Annotated in this window: 13 protein-coding genes; 7 read left to right on the plus strand and 6 right to left on the minus strand. The window is 76.4% G+C overall.

Annotated elements, in window-relative coordinates; all coding sequences use genetic code 11:
• Positions 1-85 precede the first annotated feature (85 nt).
• Positions 86-1684: an MFS transporter gene (locus KGD84_RS09165; protein WP_220559831.1), complete on the plus strand. Its 1599-nt coding sequence runs from the start codon at positions 86-88 to the stop codon at positions 1682-1684.
• Positions 1685-1698: 14 nt separating this feature from the next.
• Here the strand turns inward: KGD84_RS09165 and KGD84_RS09170 are convergent, their stop codons facing one another.
• The gene (locus tag KGD84_RS09170) at positions 1699-2304 is read right to left on the minus strand and encodes a response regulator transcription factor (protein WP_220559832.1); all 606 of its coding nucleotides are present in this window, start codon (positions 2302-2304) and stop codon (positions 1699-1701) included.
• Positions 2301-3443, minus strand: a complete 1143-nt coding sequence (locus KGD84_RS09175; protein ID WP_220559833.1) for a sensor histidine kinase — start codon at positions 3441-3443, stop codon at positions 2301-2303. The genes KGD84_RS09170 and KGD84_RS09175 overlap by 4 nt, the downstream gene beginning before the upstream one ends.
• Positions 3444-3632: 189 nt before the next feature.
• Between KGD84_RS09175 and KGD84_RS09180 the strand changes: the two genes are divergently transcribed.
• From KGD84_RS09180 to KGD84_RS33535, 5 genes are all read left to right on the plus strand, one after another.
• The gene (locus KGD84_RS09180) at positions 3633-4277 is read left to right on the plus strand and encodes a hypothetical protein (RefSeq protein WP_220559834.1); all 645 of its coding nucleotides are present in this window, start codon (positions 3633-3635) and stop codon (positions 4275-4277) included.
• Between the two features lie 78 nt (positions 4278-4355).
• Complete coding sequence (locus KGD84_RS09185; RefSeq protein WP_220559835.1) at positions 4356-4817, plus strand: RrF2 family transcriptional regulator; 462 nt, start codon at positions 4356-4358, stop codon at positions 4815-4817.
• Positions 4818-5032: 215 nt separating this feature from the next.
• Positions 5033-6220, plus strand: coding sequence for a globin domain-containing protein (locus KGD84_RS09190; protein ID WP_220559836.1), 1188 nt, complete (start codon positions 5033-5035; stop codon positions 6218-6220).
• 45 nt (positions 6221-6265) lie between these two features.
• Positions 6266-9130: a helix-turn-helix transcriptional regulator gene (locus KGD84_RS09195; RefSeq protein WP_220559838.1), complete on the plus strand. Its 2865-nt coding sequence runs from the start codon at positions 6266-6268 to the stop codon at positions 9128-9130.
• Positions 9131-9194: 64 nt separating this feature from the next.
• A complete protein-coding gene (locus KGD84_RS33535) occupies positions 9195-12038 on the plus strand; it encodes a helix-turn-helix transcriptional regulator (RefSeq protein ID WP_220559839.1) in 2844 nt (947 codons plus the stop codon).
• Here KGD84_RS33535 and KGD84_RS09210 read toward each other — a convergent pair.
• From KGD84_RS09210 to KGD84_RS09225, 4 genes are all read right to left on the minus strand, one after another.
• Positions 12019-12987 carry an NAD(P)-dependent alcohol dehydrogenase gene (locus KGD84_RS09210; protein ID WP_220559840.1) on the minus strand — a complete coding sequence of 323 codons (969 nt, stop codon included), beginning with the start codon at positions 12985-12987 and terminating at the stop codon, positions 12019-12021. The genes KGD84_RS33535 and KGD84_RS09210 overlap by 20 nt on opposite strands.
• 14 nt (positions 12988-13001) lie before the next feature.
• The gene (locus tag KGD84_RS09215) at positions 13002-13262 is read right to left on the minus strand and encodes a hypothetical protein (protein WP_220559841.1); all 261 of its coding nucleotides are present in this window, start codon (positions 13260-13262) and stop codon (positions 13002-13004) included.
• Complete coding sequence (locus KGD84_RS09220) at positions 13262-13585, minus strand: ArsR/SmtB family transcription factor (RefSeq protein ID WP_220559842.1); 324 nt, start codon at positions 13583-13585, stop codon at positions 13262-13264. Before KGD84_RS09220 ends, KGD84_RS09215 begins: the two co-directional genes overlap by 1 nt.
• A gap of 137 nt (positions 13586-13722) precedes the next feature.
• Complete coding sequence (locus KGD84_RS09225) at positions 13723-14649, minus strand: LysR family transcriptional regulator (RefSeq protein ID WP_220559843.1); 927 nt, start codon at positions 14647-14649, stop codon at positions 13723-13725.
• A 121-nt stretch (positions 14650-14770) separates the two neighbouring features.
• Here KGD84_RS09225 and KGD84_RS09230 point away from each other — a divergent pair, with 121 nt between their 5' ends.
• Positions 14771-16003 (plus strand): MFS transporter, encoded by a 1233-nt coding sequence (locus KGD84_RS09230; protein ID WP_220559844.1) that lies wholly within the window; start codon positions 14771-14773, stop codon positions 16001-16003.
• The last annotated feature ends 152 nt before the right edge of the window (positions 16004-16155 follow it).

The following is a 16155-nucleotide window of genomic DNA, read 5'->3' on the forward strand; positions in this document are numbered from 1 at the left end:
AGGGCCCGGCCGCTACCATGGCGATCCCGTCGGGCGGGTCGTCCGCCCGCGCGCGGACGGGTTCGTGGAGAACGAGGGTGCTCACGTGGACGCTGGGACGGCTTATCGACGGCGGTGGGGCGGACTGGCGGTCCTCATCATCTGCCTGCTGGTGCTCGTCGCGGACAACACGATCCTCAACGTCGCCCTGCGCACCCTCTCCGACCCCGAGCTCGGGGTCGGCGCCAGCCAGTCCGAGCTGGCCTGGGCGATCAACTCCTACACCCTGGTCTTCGCCGGGATGCTGTTCACCTTCGGCGTCCTGGGCGACCGGTGGGGGCGTAGACGGATGATCACCGCCGGGCTCGCGGTGTTCGGCGCGGCCTCGGCGCTGTCCGCCTACTCCCAGAGCCCCGAGCAGCTCATCGCCGCCCGCGCGGTGATGGGCTTCGGCGCCGCCATGGTGATGCCGCAGACCCTGTCGATCATCACCGCCGTCTTTCCGGCCGAGGAGCGCGGCCGCGCCATCGGCCTGTGGTCGGGCTCGGTCGGGCTGGCCATGGCGATCGGGCCGTCGGCGGGCGGCCTGCTGCTGGAGAACTTCTGGTGGGGGTCGATCTTCCTCGTCAACGTGCCGTTCGTGCTGCTGGGCCTGGCCCTGATGTACTTCCTGGTCCCGGAGTCCAGGGACGAGGCCCCCGGCCGCCTGGACGTCCCCGGGGTGCTGCTGTCCGTCCCGGGCCTGGTCCTGCTCATCTACGGCATCATCACCGCGGGCGAGCGCTCCTCCCTGGCCGGGCCCGACGTGTGGGGCAGCCTGTTGGGCGGGGTGGCGGTCGTCGCCCTGTTCCTGTTCCACGAGTCGCGCACCGAGAACCCGTCGCTGGACGTGCGGTTCTTCCGGAACCCGCGGTTCAGCGTCGCCATGGCCACCGTCATGCTGATGTTCTTCAGCATGTCCGGGCTCATCTTCTTCATGAGCTTCTACTGGCAGAGCGTGCGCGAGTTCAGCCCGTTCGTCGCCGGGCTGCTGGTGCTCCCGGCCGCGGTCGGCCAGATGCTCCTGGCTCCGCTCAGCCCCAACCTGGTCCGGCGGTTCGGGCCGCGCGCCGTCGCCGCCACCGGCATCCTCATCGTCTGCGCCAGCCTGGCGTTCTTCACCCTGCTGGAGGCGGACACCCCGCTCTGGCTGATCCTGGTCTTCTTCTTCACCCAGGCCAGTGCCATGGCGGTGGTCCTCACCCCGTCCACCGACGCGATCGTCTCGTCGGTGCCGCCGGGCAAGGCGGGCGCGGCCTCGGCGATGCAGAACACCGTCCGCCAGGTGGCCACCGCCATGGGCGTCGCGGTGCTGGGGGCGGTCATCTCCTTCCGCTACCGGGCGGACATCACCCCGGCCCTGGAGGAGGCCGCCGCGCAGGAGGGAGCCGCCGCGCACCCGGGCGACCCGGGGCTGCACGCGGCGGGCGAGTCGATCGAGGCCACCATGGCCGTGGCCCGGAGCCTGGGCGAGGCGGGGGCGGCGCTGGTGGCACCGGCCAAGGAGGCGTTCCTGTCGGGGCTGCACGCGGCGGCGCTGGTGTCGCTGTGCTGCGCGGCCGTCGGGGTGGTCATCGTGCTGGTGTGGATGCCGCGCGAGGCCGGAGCGCACCAGGCCGCGGACGGGCCCCGCACGCCCGCGCCCGAGGCGGACGGCCAGGGCTGAGTGGGCCGGTACGCCTAGATCCAGCCCTCCTCCCAGGCGCGGTGCGCGGCCGCGTGCCGGGACGACACCCCCAGCTTGCCCATCGCCGACGACAGGTAGTTGCGCACCGTCCCGGGCGCCAGGTGAACCCGGGCGGCGATCTCGTTGACGGACGCCCCGCCCCGGGAGTGTCGCAGCACCTCCAGCTCCCGCTCCCCGAGCGGGCAGTCGTCCTCGGTCAGCGCGGACGCGGCGATGTCGGGGTCCACGTACCGGCGGCCCGCCGCCACCTCCCGCAGGATCTCGGCGAGCCGCTCCGCCGGGGTGGTCTTGGGCACGAAACCGCTCGCCCCCGCCCGCAGGGCGCGCCGCAGCACGCCGGGCCGGGCGTGCCGGGTCACCAGCACCACCCGGCAGCCGGGGTCGTCCCGGATCTCCTCGGCCGCCCGCAGCCCGTCCGCCGGGGGCATCTCCAGGTCCAGGACCGCGATGTCGGGCCGGTGCGCGCGGGCCAGCCGCACCGCTTCGGTGGAGGTGGCGGCCTGCGCCACGACCTCCAGGTCGGGCTCCAGCCCGAGCAGGGCGGCCAGGGCGCCGCGCAGCAGGTCCTCGTCGTCGGCGACCAGCAGCCGGATGCTCATCCGTTCCCCTCCCAGGGCAGGACGGCGGTCACGGTGAACCGGCCGCCCGTGTCGTCCCACGTCAGCGTGCCCCCGGCGGTCCCGACCCGCTCGGCCAGGGAGCGCAGGCCGGTACCGTCGCCGCTCCCGGCGGGGTCGGCGCCGTCGTTGGCGACCCGCAGCCGTACGCCGTCGCCCTCGGGGCGCAGGGCGATCTCCACCTCGCCCGCCCGGCTGTGCCGCAGCACGTTGGTGGTGGCCTCGCGCACGACCAGGCCCAGCAGCCCCCGGACCCCGTCGCTCCCGCCGTCGACCGCCTCCACCGACGAGCGCACCCGGATCCCGGCGGACTCCAGGACCCTGGCGGCGTTGGCGACCTCCCGCTCCAGCGAGGTGCCCCGGTAGCCCCGGACCACGGCGCGGGTGTCGCGCAGCGCGTCGGCGGCCAGGCCGGCGACCTCCCGCATCTCCCCGGCGGCCCGCTCCGGATCGGTCCCGGCCAGCCGGGCGGCCAGCTGGGCCTTGAGCGCGATCACCTGGAGGTGGTGGCCCTGCACGTCGTGCAGCTCGGCGGCGAACCGCAGCCGCTCCCCGGCGACCGCGAGCCGGGCGGCCAGCCGACGGGACTCGTCGAGGCGCGCGGCGACGTCCCAGGTCCACAGCAGGCCGAGCACCGCCCAGGCCACGACCAGCGCCAGCCCGGGAGGGAACAGCACCCCGAACGCGTCCGACCCGCGCAGCAGCCCGGGCACGGCCAGGGCGAGCGCGACCGCGGCGAGGGACACCCAGGCCGGGCGCGGACGCAGGAACATCGCCACGGGGGCGGCCACCGTCGCGGGGGCCACCGACCACAGCACCTCGTCCAGCGGCCACAGGACCAGGGCGGTGACCAGCGCGCCCGCGCACCCCGCGGCGGCCCACCCGGCGGGGAAGGGGCCGTCGGGCCCGCGGGTCAGGCGGCGGCCGAACAGGGCGAACAGCGAGAGCGAGGTCAGGGCCAGGGCCGCGCCGCCGGCGGCCGCGGCCCATGGGGACAGGCCGGGGTCCCACAGGTGCGGGGCCAGTGCCGGGGCCATGAAGGCCACCGTCACCCCGGCCAGGCTCCACCAGGTGAAGCGGCGCAGGCCCCCGGTCCCGGGTCCGTCGTCGGCAGTGTCCACCGGGCCATTGTCGCAGCGGGCCCGGGGCCGCGGCAGGGGGCGCATGACGGATGTCATGCCGGGAGGTGACGCGCGCACGCCGACGCCGGTGGTCCGGCACTACCGGGCGGGGCCCGCCGGGAGGAGTCTGGAGACACGACGGAAGATACCCCCTCCGGGTACCGGGGGGTGACGCAGAGGAGACCTCCCGTGAACGCGTACGAGACCGCACCCGAACCGAACGACACCCGGACCGCCGGGCCCGGGCCCCGGGCCGACCGGTCCGGGGAGGGCGGCCCGCGCCGGGCCGGGCGCTTCCTGCTCGCCCGCTGGCCCACCGCGGTGGCGCTGCTCTCCGCGGCCGTCCTCGGCGGCGGAGGGGGAGGGGAGGCCGACGCCGCGTACGGCTACGCCGAGATCCTCCCGCTGCTGCCCCTGGTCTACCTGCTCATGGCCAAGGTGGGGGAGAAGTACCGGTACCTCACCTGGCCCCTGGTCCTCGCCTCCTTCGTGGTGGTCACGGTCCTGCGGGCCACCGAGATCGCCGCGCCCTCCACGGTCTTCACCGCGCTGGCCCTGCTGGTCCTGGTCTGGTCGGCCCTGGACGGGCACCTGTTCCGCCCCGGCACGTACCGGATCCAGGCGCTGGGCATGCTGTTCTTCGGCGGGCTGGGACTGGTCGGCCTGGCGGTCGACCCCGAGGCCGCCCGCTACCTGATCGCGGCGGGCTGGCTCCTGCACGGGATCTGGGACTTCTACCACCTGTGGAAGGACCGCGCGGTGTCCCGCTCCTTCGCCGAGTGGTGCGGCGTGGTCGACGTCTGGGTCGCCGCCGAGCTGGTCTTCCGCCTCTGAACCGCACCGCCCCGCGCTCCGCGCCCGCCCCGGGCGCGGAGCGCCGTGCGCCCGGAGGGTGCGGCTACGCTCGCGGACATGCGCCTGACCGCCTTCACCGACGTGTCCCTGCGCCTGGTCATGCGGCTCGCCGTGGCCGGGGAGGGCGAGCTCCTCACCACGCGCGCCGTCGCGGACATGACCTCGGTGCCCTACACCCACATGGCCAAGGCGGTGGCGCGCCTGTCCGAGCTGGGCGTGGTGGAGGCCCGCCGGGGCCGGGGCGGCGGCCTGCGGCTCACCGCACGGGGGCGGCGGACCCCGGTCGGCGCGATCGTCCGCGAACTGGAGGGCGCGGGGGACCTTGCCGGGTGCGAGGACGACCCGCCCTGCCCGCTGCGCGCCGCCTGCCGCCTGCGCGGCGCCCTGCACCGGGCCCGCGAGGCGTTCTACGCCTCCCTCGACGAGGTGACGGTGGAGTCCCTGGTGTCGTCCCCGGCCCGGGAGACCCTGGTCCTGCTGCGCCCGGAAGCGCCCGATCGGGACGCCTCCGGAATGTGACCGAGCTCTCCGCGGACCCCCGCCGCGGACCTTTCCCGGCCCCGCCGGGGACCCGCGCCCCACCGCCCGCGGGACCGAAGACCCTGGCCCCGGCGCCGCCCGCCGGGCACCCGGCCCCGCCCGGGGCCCCGCCCGGCCGGGCCCCGGCGGAGGGGGTCGCGGAGCCGCTCTTAATGTGCATTTCAGATGCAAATTAACGAGTGCGAGGAGGTCGCATGCTCTCCGCCGAGTCCGCCGCCACGGTCCGGGCCACCCTGCCCGTCGTCGCGGAACACCTGGACGCCGTCACCGCCCGCTTCTACGACACCATGCTGGGCGAACACCCCGAACTCCTGGACGGCCTCTTCAACCGCGGCAACCAGGCATCGGGCGAGCAGCGCCGCGCCCTGGCCGGGGCCGTGGCCGCCTTCGCCTCCGCCCTGCTCGCCCACCCCGGCGAGCGCCCCGACGCCCTGCTCGGCCGGATCGCCCACAAGCACGCCTCCCTCGGCGTCACCGAGGACCAGTACACCGTCGTCCACAAGTACCTGTTCGGCGCCATCGCCCACGTGCTCGGCGAGGCGGCCACCCCCGAGGTGGTCGCCGCCTGGGACGAGGTCTACTGGCTCATGGCCGGCGCCCTCATCGCCCTGGAGGCGCGCCTGTACGCCGACGCCGGGCACGCCACGGGCCGCGACGTGTGGCGCCCCTGGACCGTCACCGAGCGCAGCGAGCAGACCCCCGACACCGTCAGCCTCACCCTCGAACCCGGGGACGGCGCCGGGGCCCCGCCCGCCCCGCTCCCCGGCCAGTACGTCAGCGTCCGGGTGCGCATGCCCGACGGCGTCCGCCAGGCCCGCCAGTACACCCTCACCGGCTGGGACGGCACCCGCCGCCGCATCACCGTCAAGCGCCTGCGCGCCGGGTCGGCCCCCGCCGGGGAGGTCTCCACCCTCCTGCACGGGACCGCCCGCCCCGGCGACACCCTCATGGTGTCCGCCCCGGCCGGCGACGTGGTCCTGCCCGGCGGCGACCACCCGCTGCTGTTCGCCTCCGCCGGGATCGGCTGCACCCCCGTGGTCGCCCTGCTGCGCGGCCTGGCCGAACGCGGCGACACCCGGCCCGTCCTGGTCCTGCACGCCGACCGCTCGCCCGGGGACCACGCCCACCGCGACGAGGTCGCCGCCCTGGTCGACGCGCTGCCCGGCGCCCGTGCCCTCACCTGGTACGAGACCGGCGGCGGCGACCGCACCGGCCGGATGGACCTGTCCGGGGTGGACGTCCCCGAGGGGGTGGAGGCGTTCCTGTGCGGCCCCCTGCCGTTCATGCGCGGGGTGCGGGCCCGGCTGCTGGACGCCGGGGTCCCCGCCCGGCGTGTCCGCTACGAGGTGTTCGGCCCCGACCTGTGGCAGGGCACCGCCTGACCGCGGCCCGGTGCGGGGCGGTGCGGGACGCCGTACTGTGACGGGATGCAGGACGACTCCCCCCGCCCCGTGTTCATCGGCCGCGACCGCCAGCTCGCCGCCCTGGTCGAGGACGCCCACCGCGTCCGGTCCGAGGGCGCCCGTGCCCTGCTGGTCTGCGGCGACGCCGGGATCGGCAAGACCCGGCTCGTCGACGAGTACCGGGACCGGACGCCGCTGGGCCGCACCGCCGTCGGCGGCTGCCTCGAACTCGGCGGCGACGGCATCCCCTTCGCGCCCTTCACCGCGCTGCTGCGGGACCTGTCCCGCGACGGCGGCGCCGGGCCGGTGCCCGGGGCCGGCCCGGTCCCGGAGGCCGACGGCACCGGCCGGGCGCGGCTGTTCGAGTCCGTCCTCACCTTCCTGGAGGAGCGGGCGCGCGGGGACGGACTCCTCGTCGTCGTGGAGGACCTGCACTGGGCGGACGCCTCCACCCGCGACCTGCTGGTGTTCCTGATGAGCAACCTGGGGGAGGCCCCGGTCCACCTGGTGGCCACCGTGCGCACCGACGACCTGCACCGCACCCACCCGCTGCGCCGCCTGCTGCCCCAGGTCGAACGGCTGCCCCGGGTCTCGCGCCTGGACCTCGAACCGTTCAGCCGGGACGAGGTCGCCGCCCAGGCCACCGCCCTGCGCGGCGCCCCGCCCGCCGACCCCGACCTGCTGCACGAGCGCAGCGGCGGCAACCCCCTGTTCGTGGAGGCGTTCCTGGACGGACCGGGCGGTCCGCTGCCCGACGGGCCCCGCGAGCTGCTGACCTCCGCCGTCGACCGGCTGCCCGACGACGCCCGCCGGGTGGTCGGGCTGATCGCCGCCGCCGGGGACCGCATCGGCCACACCCTCCTGTCCGCGGTGGCCCGCCGGGCCGGGACCGGCGAGGAGGCCCTGGACGCCGCGCTGCGCCCGGCCGTGGACGCGCGGGTGCTGCGCGCCACGGCGGAGGGGTACGTCTTCCGGCACGCCCTGCTCGCCGAGGCCGTCTACACCGACCTGCTGCCCGGCGAGCGCATCCGCGCGCACCGGCGCTACGCCGAAGCGCTCCAGCGGGGGGTGCCGGGACTGGACGAGGCCGGCACCGCCCTGCAACTGGCCCACCACGCTCACGCCGCCGGGGACCAGCCGCTGGCCCTGTCCACCGCCTGGGCCGCGGCCCGGCACGCCGCCGACGCGGCCGCCCACCCCGAGCGGCTGGTCCTGCTCGAACGGGTCCTGGAACTGTGGGACCTCGTCCCCGACGCCGCCGAACGGGTGGGCGCGCCCCGCGCCGAGGTGCTGCGCCTGGCCGCCGCCGTGTGCCTGCTGGCCGGGTCGCTGCGCCGCGCGGTGGACTACGCCACCGAGGGCCTGGAGGAGCTGGGGGTCACCGGCCACCACGACCCGGGCGTCAAGGAGCCCCCGCCGCACCGCGCGCTCATCGCGGGTCTGCGCTACGTCCGCGCCTACGCCTACAAGGACCTGGGCAGCGACGGGGCGCTGGAGGACCTGGCCGACGCGTTCGTGGTGATGGAGAGGGGCGACCCCCACCAGGCCGCGGCCGGGGCGCTGCTGGCGTCCACGTTCATGGTGCGCGGCCACCCCACCCGGGCCCGCCACTCCGCGGAGAGGGCGCTGCGCACGGCCCGCGAGGCCGGCGACCGGGGCAGCGAGGCCGACGTGCTCGTCACCCTGGGCAGCCTGACCGCGCAGGAGGACCCGGACAGGGCTCTGCGGCTGCTCACGGAGGGCATCGCCCTCGCCCGCGCGACCGGGTACGTCCATGCGGAGCTGCGGGGGTGGATCAACCTCTCGGGGGTCCTCTCCGCGGAGGGGAGGGCGGCGGAGTCCTACGACACCGCGCGGCGCGGCCTGGAGCGCACCGGGGAGCTGGGGCTGGCGCGCACCCAGGGCCCGGCGTTCCGCCTGAGCATGGGGTTGAGCCGCTTCTACCAGCTGCGGGTGGAGGAGTGCGAGCGGCTGCTGGACCCGTCAGCGGGCGACCGGCTGATCCGGGCCCGGACGTGGACGCTGATCCAGCAGCTCGCCTTCTACCGGCAGGACGCCGCGGGCGCGGACAGGGCCTTGGAGGAGTTCCGCCGCCTGCTGCCCGAGGAGAGCAGTTCCCCGCCGGAGTACACGCCCATCCGCTTCACGGAGATGATGCGCACGGCGGTCGAGGGGCGGTTCGACACGGCGGCCGATATCGCCCGGCGCCTCCTGGACGAAGGCGACCGGGACGCCCCCCACCTGGACGGCCGGTACATGAGCAATCTCTCCTCCGTGGCCGAGGTGGCGGACATGATGCGCGACGAGCCGGAATGGCGGGAACGGGCGGCCGACCTGACCGCGGTCCTGCGCGAGGCCGCCGCCGCGCTGCCCCGGGACATGACGCACCCGGTGGACCGGCTGGTCCGCGACCAGGTCGCGGCCCAGTCCTCGCAGGACGCGGCCGCGGCCTCGCGGACCCTGGAGGGGCTGCTGCCGCAGGTGCGCGAGCACCGCTTCCACCGTGTGCACCTGCTGCTGGCGGCGGCGCGCGCCGCGGCCCGGGCGGGGGAGCCGGAGCGGGCCGCCGCACACCTGGAGGAGGTGGAGGGGGCCGCCCGGGAGAGCGGCCTGACCCTGTTCGCGGAGCTCGCCGACCGGATCCGCCGCGCACACGGCCTGCCCCGGCCGCGCACGCGGGCCGCGGGGGAGGCCCCGGCGGGGCTGACACAGCGGGAGGCGGAGGTGCTGCGCCTGGCGGCCCTGGGGATGACCAACCGGCAGATCGGGGAGAAGCTGTTCATCTCGGCCAAGACGGTGAGCGTCCACATGTCCAACCTCATGGGCAAGCTCGGGGTGGCCAACCGCGGCGCGGCCGCCGCGAAGGCCCGGGACCTGAACCTGGGCTGATGTCCGATATGTGATCTATGTCGTAAAGGTGGGGGTCGTTTCGCGGCCCGGGCATACTGGCGCCATGGCCCCCACTCCCACGGCGTTCATCGGACGCGGCCCCGACCTGGCACACCTGCTGGCCGAGGGGGACCTCGCCGCCCGCGGGGACGCCCGGGCCACCCTGGTCCTCGGGGACGCCGGGGTCGGCAAGACCCGCCTGCTGGAGGAGTACCTGCGGCGCACGCCCCTGCCCCGCGCGGCGGTCGGCGCCTGCCTGGAGACCAGCGGCGGCACCGTCGCCTTCGCCCCCTTCACCGCCGCCCTGCGCCACCTGGTCCGCGAGGTCCCGCCCTCCCCGGCCCGGGCCGGGGCGCTCGCCCGGCTGCTCCCCGAACTCGGGACCGCCGCCGCGCCCGACGAGGACCGCACCCGGCTGTTCGAGGCCGTCCTGTCCTACCTGGAGGACACCGCCGCCGACGGCGGCGGCCTGGCCCTGGTGGTCGAGGACCTGCACTGGGCCGACGCCTCCACCCGAGACCTCCTGCTCTTCCTGGTGCGCAACCTCGGCCCCGCCCCGGTCCACCTGCTGGCCACCGTCCGCACCGACGACCTGCACCGCGCCCACCCCCTGCGCCGCCTCCTGCCCGACCTGGAGCGCCCGGCCCGGGTCACCCGGCTGGACCTGGGTCCCTTCGGCCGCGAGGAGGTCGCCGCCCAGGCGGCCGCCCTGCGCGGCGGCGCCCGCCCCGAGCCGCGCGCGCTGGACCTGCTCTGCGAGCGCAGCGGCGGAAACCCCCTGTTCGTGGAGGCCCTGGTGTCGTCCCCGGACGACGGGCTCCCCGACACCTCACGCGACCTGCTGCTGCGCGCCGTCGACCGCCTCCCCGACACCGACCGCGCGGTGCTGGGCCTGGCCGCGCTGTCGGGGGTCCGCGTGCACCACGCGCTGCTGGCGGCGGTGGCCGGCGACCTCTCCGAGGACGAGCTGGACGGGGTGCTGCGCCGGGCCGTCGACGCCCGGGTGCTGAGCGTGGTGGGGGAGGACTACCGGTTCCGGCACGCGCTGCTGGCCGAGGCGGTGCGCGAGGACCTGCTGCCGGGGCGGCGGGTGCGCGGCCACCGCCGCTACGTGACCGCACTGGAGGCGGGGGTGCCGGGCCTGGCCGAACCGGAGCGGGTGCTGCGCCTGGCCCACCACGCCGACGCGGTGCACGACCACCCCCGCGCCTTCGCCGCCCTGTGGGCGGCGGCCGGGCACGCGGCGGACGCGTTCGCCCACCCCGAGCACCTGGCCGCGGTGGAGCGGCTGCTGGAGCTGTGGGAACTGCTGCCCGACCCGGAGGCCGCGGCCGCCCCGCTGGGCGTCACGCGCGCACGGCTGCTGCTGGACGCGGCCCGGGCGGCCGTGCAGATCGGCGGCTCCTCCCACGAAGCGCTGCGCTACACCGCCGAGGGGGCGGAGCAGTCCGCGGACCCCGTCTCCCGGGCGGGCTTCCTGCTGCTGCGGTCCCAGGCCCTCAAGGCGCTGCACCGCCGGAACGAGGGCCTGGAGGTACTGGACGAGGCGTCCGTGCTGCTGCCCCGGGGGCACCCGGACCACATCGCGGTCAGCGGCGCCCGGGCGGCGCTGCTCTACCTCGTGGGCCGGGACGCGGAGGCGCGGCGGGCCGCCCGGGACGTCCTGGACCGGGCGCGCGCGGCGGGGGACCGGCGCAGCGAGGCCGAGGCCCTCATCACCCTGGGCAGCACGCTGGAGGTGGGGCGCGCGGACGGCTCGCTGCCCCTGCTCACCGGGGGGATGGGGCTGGCGCGGGAACTGGGGATGGTCGACGCCGAGCTGCGGGCCCGGAACAACATCGCGGTCCACCACCTGTACCGGCTGGAGTGGCACGAGTGCCTGCGGGCGGAGCGGGAGTTCCTGGACCGGTGCGCGGAACTGGGGGTCCTCCGGACCCGCGGGCCCGTCCCCGAGACGGAGAAGGCGGGGGCGCTCCTGGACCTGGGGAGGATGCGCGAGGCCGAGGAGGTGCTGGCCGGGTCCTCCGGGGGCCGGCTCGACGAGGGGACCCGCCGGTTCGTGCTCGCCGAGATCCGGCTGGCCCAGCGGGACACCGCGGGGGCGCGGGAGCACTGGGAGCAGGCGGTCGAGGCGGTCCGGGACACCGACGCCCACCTGTTCGCGGCGGTGGACCAGGTGGGGGTCCGGGTGCTGACCGCGGAGGGGGACCTGGAGGGCGCGCTGGAGACGGCGTACCGGATGGTCGAGCGTGAGGAGGGAGGGCGGCCGACGCAGTCGTCGCTGAACGGGCCGGGGCCGCTGGCCGGACTGGTGCGCGCGCTGCGGCGGGCCGGCCGGGCCGGGGAGGCGGAGGAGCTGGCCGGGCGGGTCGGGGTGTACCTGCGTCCGTCGCAGTGGTGGTCCACCCCGTACGGGGAGCTGCGGCGCGCCCAGGCGCTGGCGCGTCTGACGGCCGACCCCGCCGGGTCCCTGGGGCACTGGGAACGGGCGCTGGAGATGGTGAGAGGCAGGGGTCTCCACGCGGAGGAGTTCCTGCTGCTGGAGGAGGCCTGCCGGGCCGCCGCCGAGGCGGGGGAGGGCGCCCGGGCCCGGGAGCTGTTCGGTCGGCTGGAGGAGGCCGTGGGGCTGCTGGACACCGACGCCCCGCTGCGCGAGCGGTACGTGGAACCGCTGCGCGCGGTGGCCGGGGAGCCGCGCCTCCCGGCGGGGCTGACGCCCCGGGAGGCCGAGGTGCTGGTGCGGGCGGCCGCGGGGCTCAGCAACACCGAGATCGGGGAGAAGCTGTTCATCTCGGCCAAGACGGTGAGCGTGCACATGTCCAACCTGATGGGCAAGCTCGGCGTGACCAACCGCCACGCGGCCGGGGCGCGGGCCCGGGAGCTGGGGCTCATTCCTCCCGCAGGGTGACCACGACCTTGCCGCGGGCGTGGCCCCCGGAGACGTGGGCGAGCGCGTCGGCGGCCTCCTCGAACGGGTGGGTGCGCTCGACCCGGACGCGCAGGCCGCCCCCGGCGATCCGGGCCAGCAGGTCCCCGACGTCCTCCCGGGCCGTCCGGGCCAGGAACGGGCGCAGGCGCTGCCGGGTGAAGGGCGAGGCCAGGGACGCGGCGGCGTTGCGCCACAGCGGGCCCATCATCCGTGTCCCGTTGCCCGAGGACAGCACCAGCGTGCCGTCGGGGGCGAGCGCGCCGCGCAGCTCGCGCAGGGTGCGGTTCCCGGCCAGGTCGATGACGGCGTCGTAGGGCCCGGTGCGGGTGAAGTCCTCGGCCGCGTAGTCGATCGCGCGGGCGCCGAGCGAGCGCACGAACCCGCTGCCGCCGGCGCTGCACACCCCGGTGACCTCGGCCCCCGCGGCCGCGGCCAGCTGCACGGCGAAGGAGCCCACGCCGCCCGCCGCGCCGTTGACGAGCACGCGGTCGCCGGGCCCCACTCCGCCGTCGCGCACCGCCTGGAGGGCGGTCACCCCGGCCAGCGGGACGGCGGCGGCGTCGTGCAGCGACACGGTGTCGGGCACGCGCGCCGCCCGTGACGCCTTGACGCAGGCGTACTCGGCGAGCGACCCCTCGCCCTCGCCGGCCACGCGGTCGCCGGGGCCGAGGCCTCGGACCCCGGGTCCGACGGCGTCGACCACGCCCGCCAGGTCCCGTCCCCGGATCCGCTGCCGCGGCCGGGACGGGCCGAACGCGAGGCGGCCCACGACGGGCTCGCCGCGCATGATGTACACGTCGGCGGCGTTCAGCGCCGCGGCGTGGACCCGGACGCGCACCTCGCCCTCACCGGGTTCGGGCACGGGGGCCTCGGCGAACGCGAGGACGTCGCGGGCCTCGCCGTAGGCGGTCTGTACGAGTGCTCGCATCAGGTCGGACATCGTCATTCCACCGTTCGCAGGATCTGCTCGATCGAGGCGGCGCGGGCGCGCAGTTCGGCGACGTCCGCGGCGGTGCGCTGCTGGGCGTCGAGGGTGGTGGCGGCCAGTTCCTCGTAGCGGGCCACCAGGCTCCGGAGTTCGTCGGCGCGGGCGGCGCCGATGGTGGTCTTGCGGGACTCCTGGCGGCCGGCCTCGATCGCGATGCCGATGAAGGTGGCGATCGTGAGCAGGCCGAGGATGAGGATCACGGTGGGCCAGTCCATTACTGCTTCTCCTTGACGGTGAGGCTCGCGGCCGCGGCGGCGATCAGTTCCGGGGTGAGGTGCAGGTCCAGGTCGGCGAGCTCGAAGTACTTCATGGCCTTGCCGTCGTCGGACAGCTCCAGGCTGCCGACGACCACTCCGGCCGCTTCGAGGCGCTGCAGGTGCATGTGGAGCAGCGGTCGGCTGATGCCGATGACGCGCGCGAGGCTGCTGACGTAGTCGCGGCCGCCCCGGAGCGTCGCGATGATCCGCAGGCGTACCGGGTTGGCGAGTGCGGCGAACAGTTCGACGAGCTCGTCACCGGTGGGTTCGCGCTGTGTCATGACTTCCCTATACGTGTAAGAAATTTCTTACATATGAAAGATAAGGCCGCCCTGCCCGCCGGCACAAGCCCCCGGCGGCGGCCGGCGCACTCACACGGCCCGGCGGCCTCGGGGCCGGAGCGGGGGCGGCCGCCCCCTCACGGCACCCGGCGGCCGGGCGGCTCCCAGACCGGGCCGGGCGGGACCGTGCGGCGGGCGGCGAGGTGGCGGCGGAGCAGGTCCAGGGCCGGGTGCGGGTCCCCGGTGCGGAACAGCAGCGAGTGCGGGTACACCGGCACCGGGTCGGCCAGCGGGATGCGGCGCAGACCGCAGGAGTCGGGCCACACGTACCGGTCCCCGGCGCACACCAGCGTCGCCACGGTCGCCGACTCCGCGATGGCGTCCAACAGGGCGTCGCTGCCGAAGTCCGGGCCCCTGGCGTCGATGCCCAGGCCGAACTCCTCCGCCAGGGCGTCGTAGTAGTCGGCCCACTCGGTGCCCGGGCGGATGCCGGGGATCCGGATCCGGTACCCGGCCAGATCCGCCGGGCGCAGCATCCCCGCCCCGGCCAGCGGGTGGCGCGGCCCCGTCAGCAACTGGAGGGGGTCGTCCAGGGCCCGTTCGGCGGTGACGCCCGCGGGCGGGTCGGCGACGGCGCGGAACGTGGCGTCGATCCGCCCGGCCAGGAGTTCCGTGACGGCGGCCCCGGCGCCGGCGTTCGGCAGCGAGACCACGTCCAGCCCGGTGTCCGGGTGGTCGAGGTGGAACCGGTGCAGGGCCGCGCCCGGGGCGATGCGCCGGCTCAGCACGTCCACCCGCAGCGCCCGCCTTCCCGGTCGTACGGAGGCCGCCGCGTGCTCCACGGCGCGCAGCACCCCGCGGGCGTGCGGGAGGAAGGCGCGGCCCTCCGGGGTGAGCCGGGCGCCGCCCGCGGTGCGGGTGAACAGCACCGCGCCCAGGGAGCGCTCGAGGTTCGCGACCCGTTTGGAGGCGGCCTGCTGGGTGACGCGCAGGTCGGCGGCGGCGTCCTGGAACCGCCCCGTCTCGGCGACGGCGACGAAGGTGCGCACGGCCTCGATGTCCATGCCCGCATCGTAGGGGGCCACAACGCGCGGTTGTGGACCGCACGTCCCGCCGTTGTTGGATCACGGGCGGGCCGGTCTGCTCTGATCTCTCCGTCAGCGGGCGGCCGTCGGAAGGGATCGGATGTCGCGGCAGGGGCCGGGAGGCGCGTTCGGGTGGCTGTGGGCGGGGTTCGCCGTGTCCACGGCCGGCACCTGGCTGGCGTTCGGGGCGTTCCCCCTGATCGCGGTCACGGTGCTGAGGGCGGGACCGGCGCAGGTGTCGGCTCTGGCCGCCGCGGGGACCGCGGCGGGGGCGCTGCTGGCGCTGCCGCTGGGGCCGTGGGCGGAACGGCGGCGCAAGAGGCCGGTCATGATCGGGGCCGACGCCGTCAGGTGCGCCGCGCTGCTGTCGGTCCCGGCCGCCTACTGGTGCGGCCTGCTGACGTACACGCAGCTGCTCGTGGTGTCGGTGGTCACCGCGGCGGCCGGGATCACGTTCACCTCGGTCGGCGGCGCCCACCTCAAACAGATCGTGCGGCCCGAGCACCTGGTGGTGGCGCACGGCCGGTTCGAGGCGACGACCTGGACCGCGACGACGGTCGGGCCGGTGGCGGGCGGAGCGGCCGTCGGGCTGCTGGGACCGGTGGCCACGGTGGCCGCGAACGCCCTCGGGTTCCTGGCGTCGGCGCTGGCGGTCGCGGCGATCCGGGACCGGGAGGAGCCGCCCGCGCGTCCGGAGCCCGCGCGGGCCGCGGACCTGGTCCGGGGATGGCGGTTCGTCCACGCCGACCCCGTGCTGCGGCCGCTGTTCCGGAACACGGTGGCGGTGAACGCGCTGATCATGGCCACCGAGCCGCTGCTGGCGGTGCTGTTGCTGGGAGAACTCGGCTGGTCGGCCTGGCAGTACGGGCTGGCGCTGGGCCTGCCGTGCCTGGGCGGGCTCTGCGGGGCGCGGCTCGCCCCGCGGCTGGAGGCGCGCTACGGGCGCCGCCGGGTACTGCGGGCCGCCGGGACGCTGCGGGCGGTGTGGCCGCTCGGGCTGGTCCCGGTGGTGCCGGGCCCGGCCGGGATGGTGCTGGTCATCGCGGTTCAGGCGGCGATGATCACCTGCATCGGGGTGTTCAACCCGCTGTTCGCCGCCGAGCGCCTGCGGCGCGTCCCGGCGGAGCGGGCGGCCCGGGTCCTGGTGGCCTGGAACGTGACGAGGGCCGTGGTGGTCGCCGCCGTGACCGCGCTGTGGGGCCTGCTCGCGGCGGTGACGGGCGCGCGGTCCGCGATCGCCGCCGCCGGGGTGCTGCTGCTCCTCACCCCGCTCCTGTTGAGCGCGGGTGCCCGTGCGCCCGGCCGGCGGGCGGCGGGAGGACCAGGGGCATGAGGACGACCCGCACGCGCCCGCCCCGCCCGCTGTTCGCGCTGTACACCGCCCTCCTGCCGGCCGGTGCCGCGCTCGCCGTGTGGTGGGCGGCCCGGACCTCCCCGGAAGAGGCGCGCGACCGGGGGATCACCGCAGGAGGCGGACTACGCGAT

Source organism: Nocardiopsis changdeensis (genome assembly GCF_018316655.1).
In the GTDB taxonomy this organism is placed as follows: Bacteria; Actinomycetota; Actinomycetes; order Streptosporangiales; family Streptosporangiaceae; genus Nocardiopsis; species Nocardiopsis changdeensis.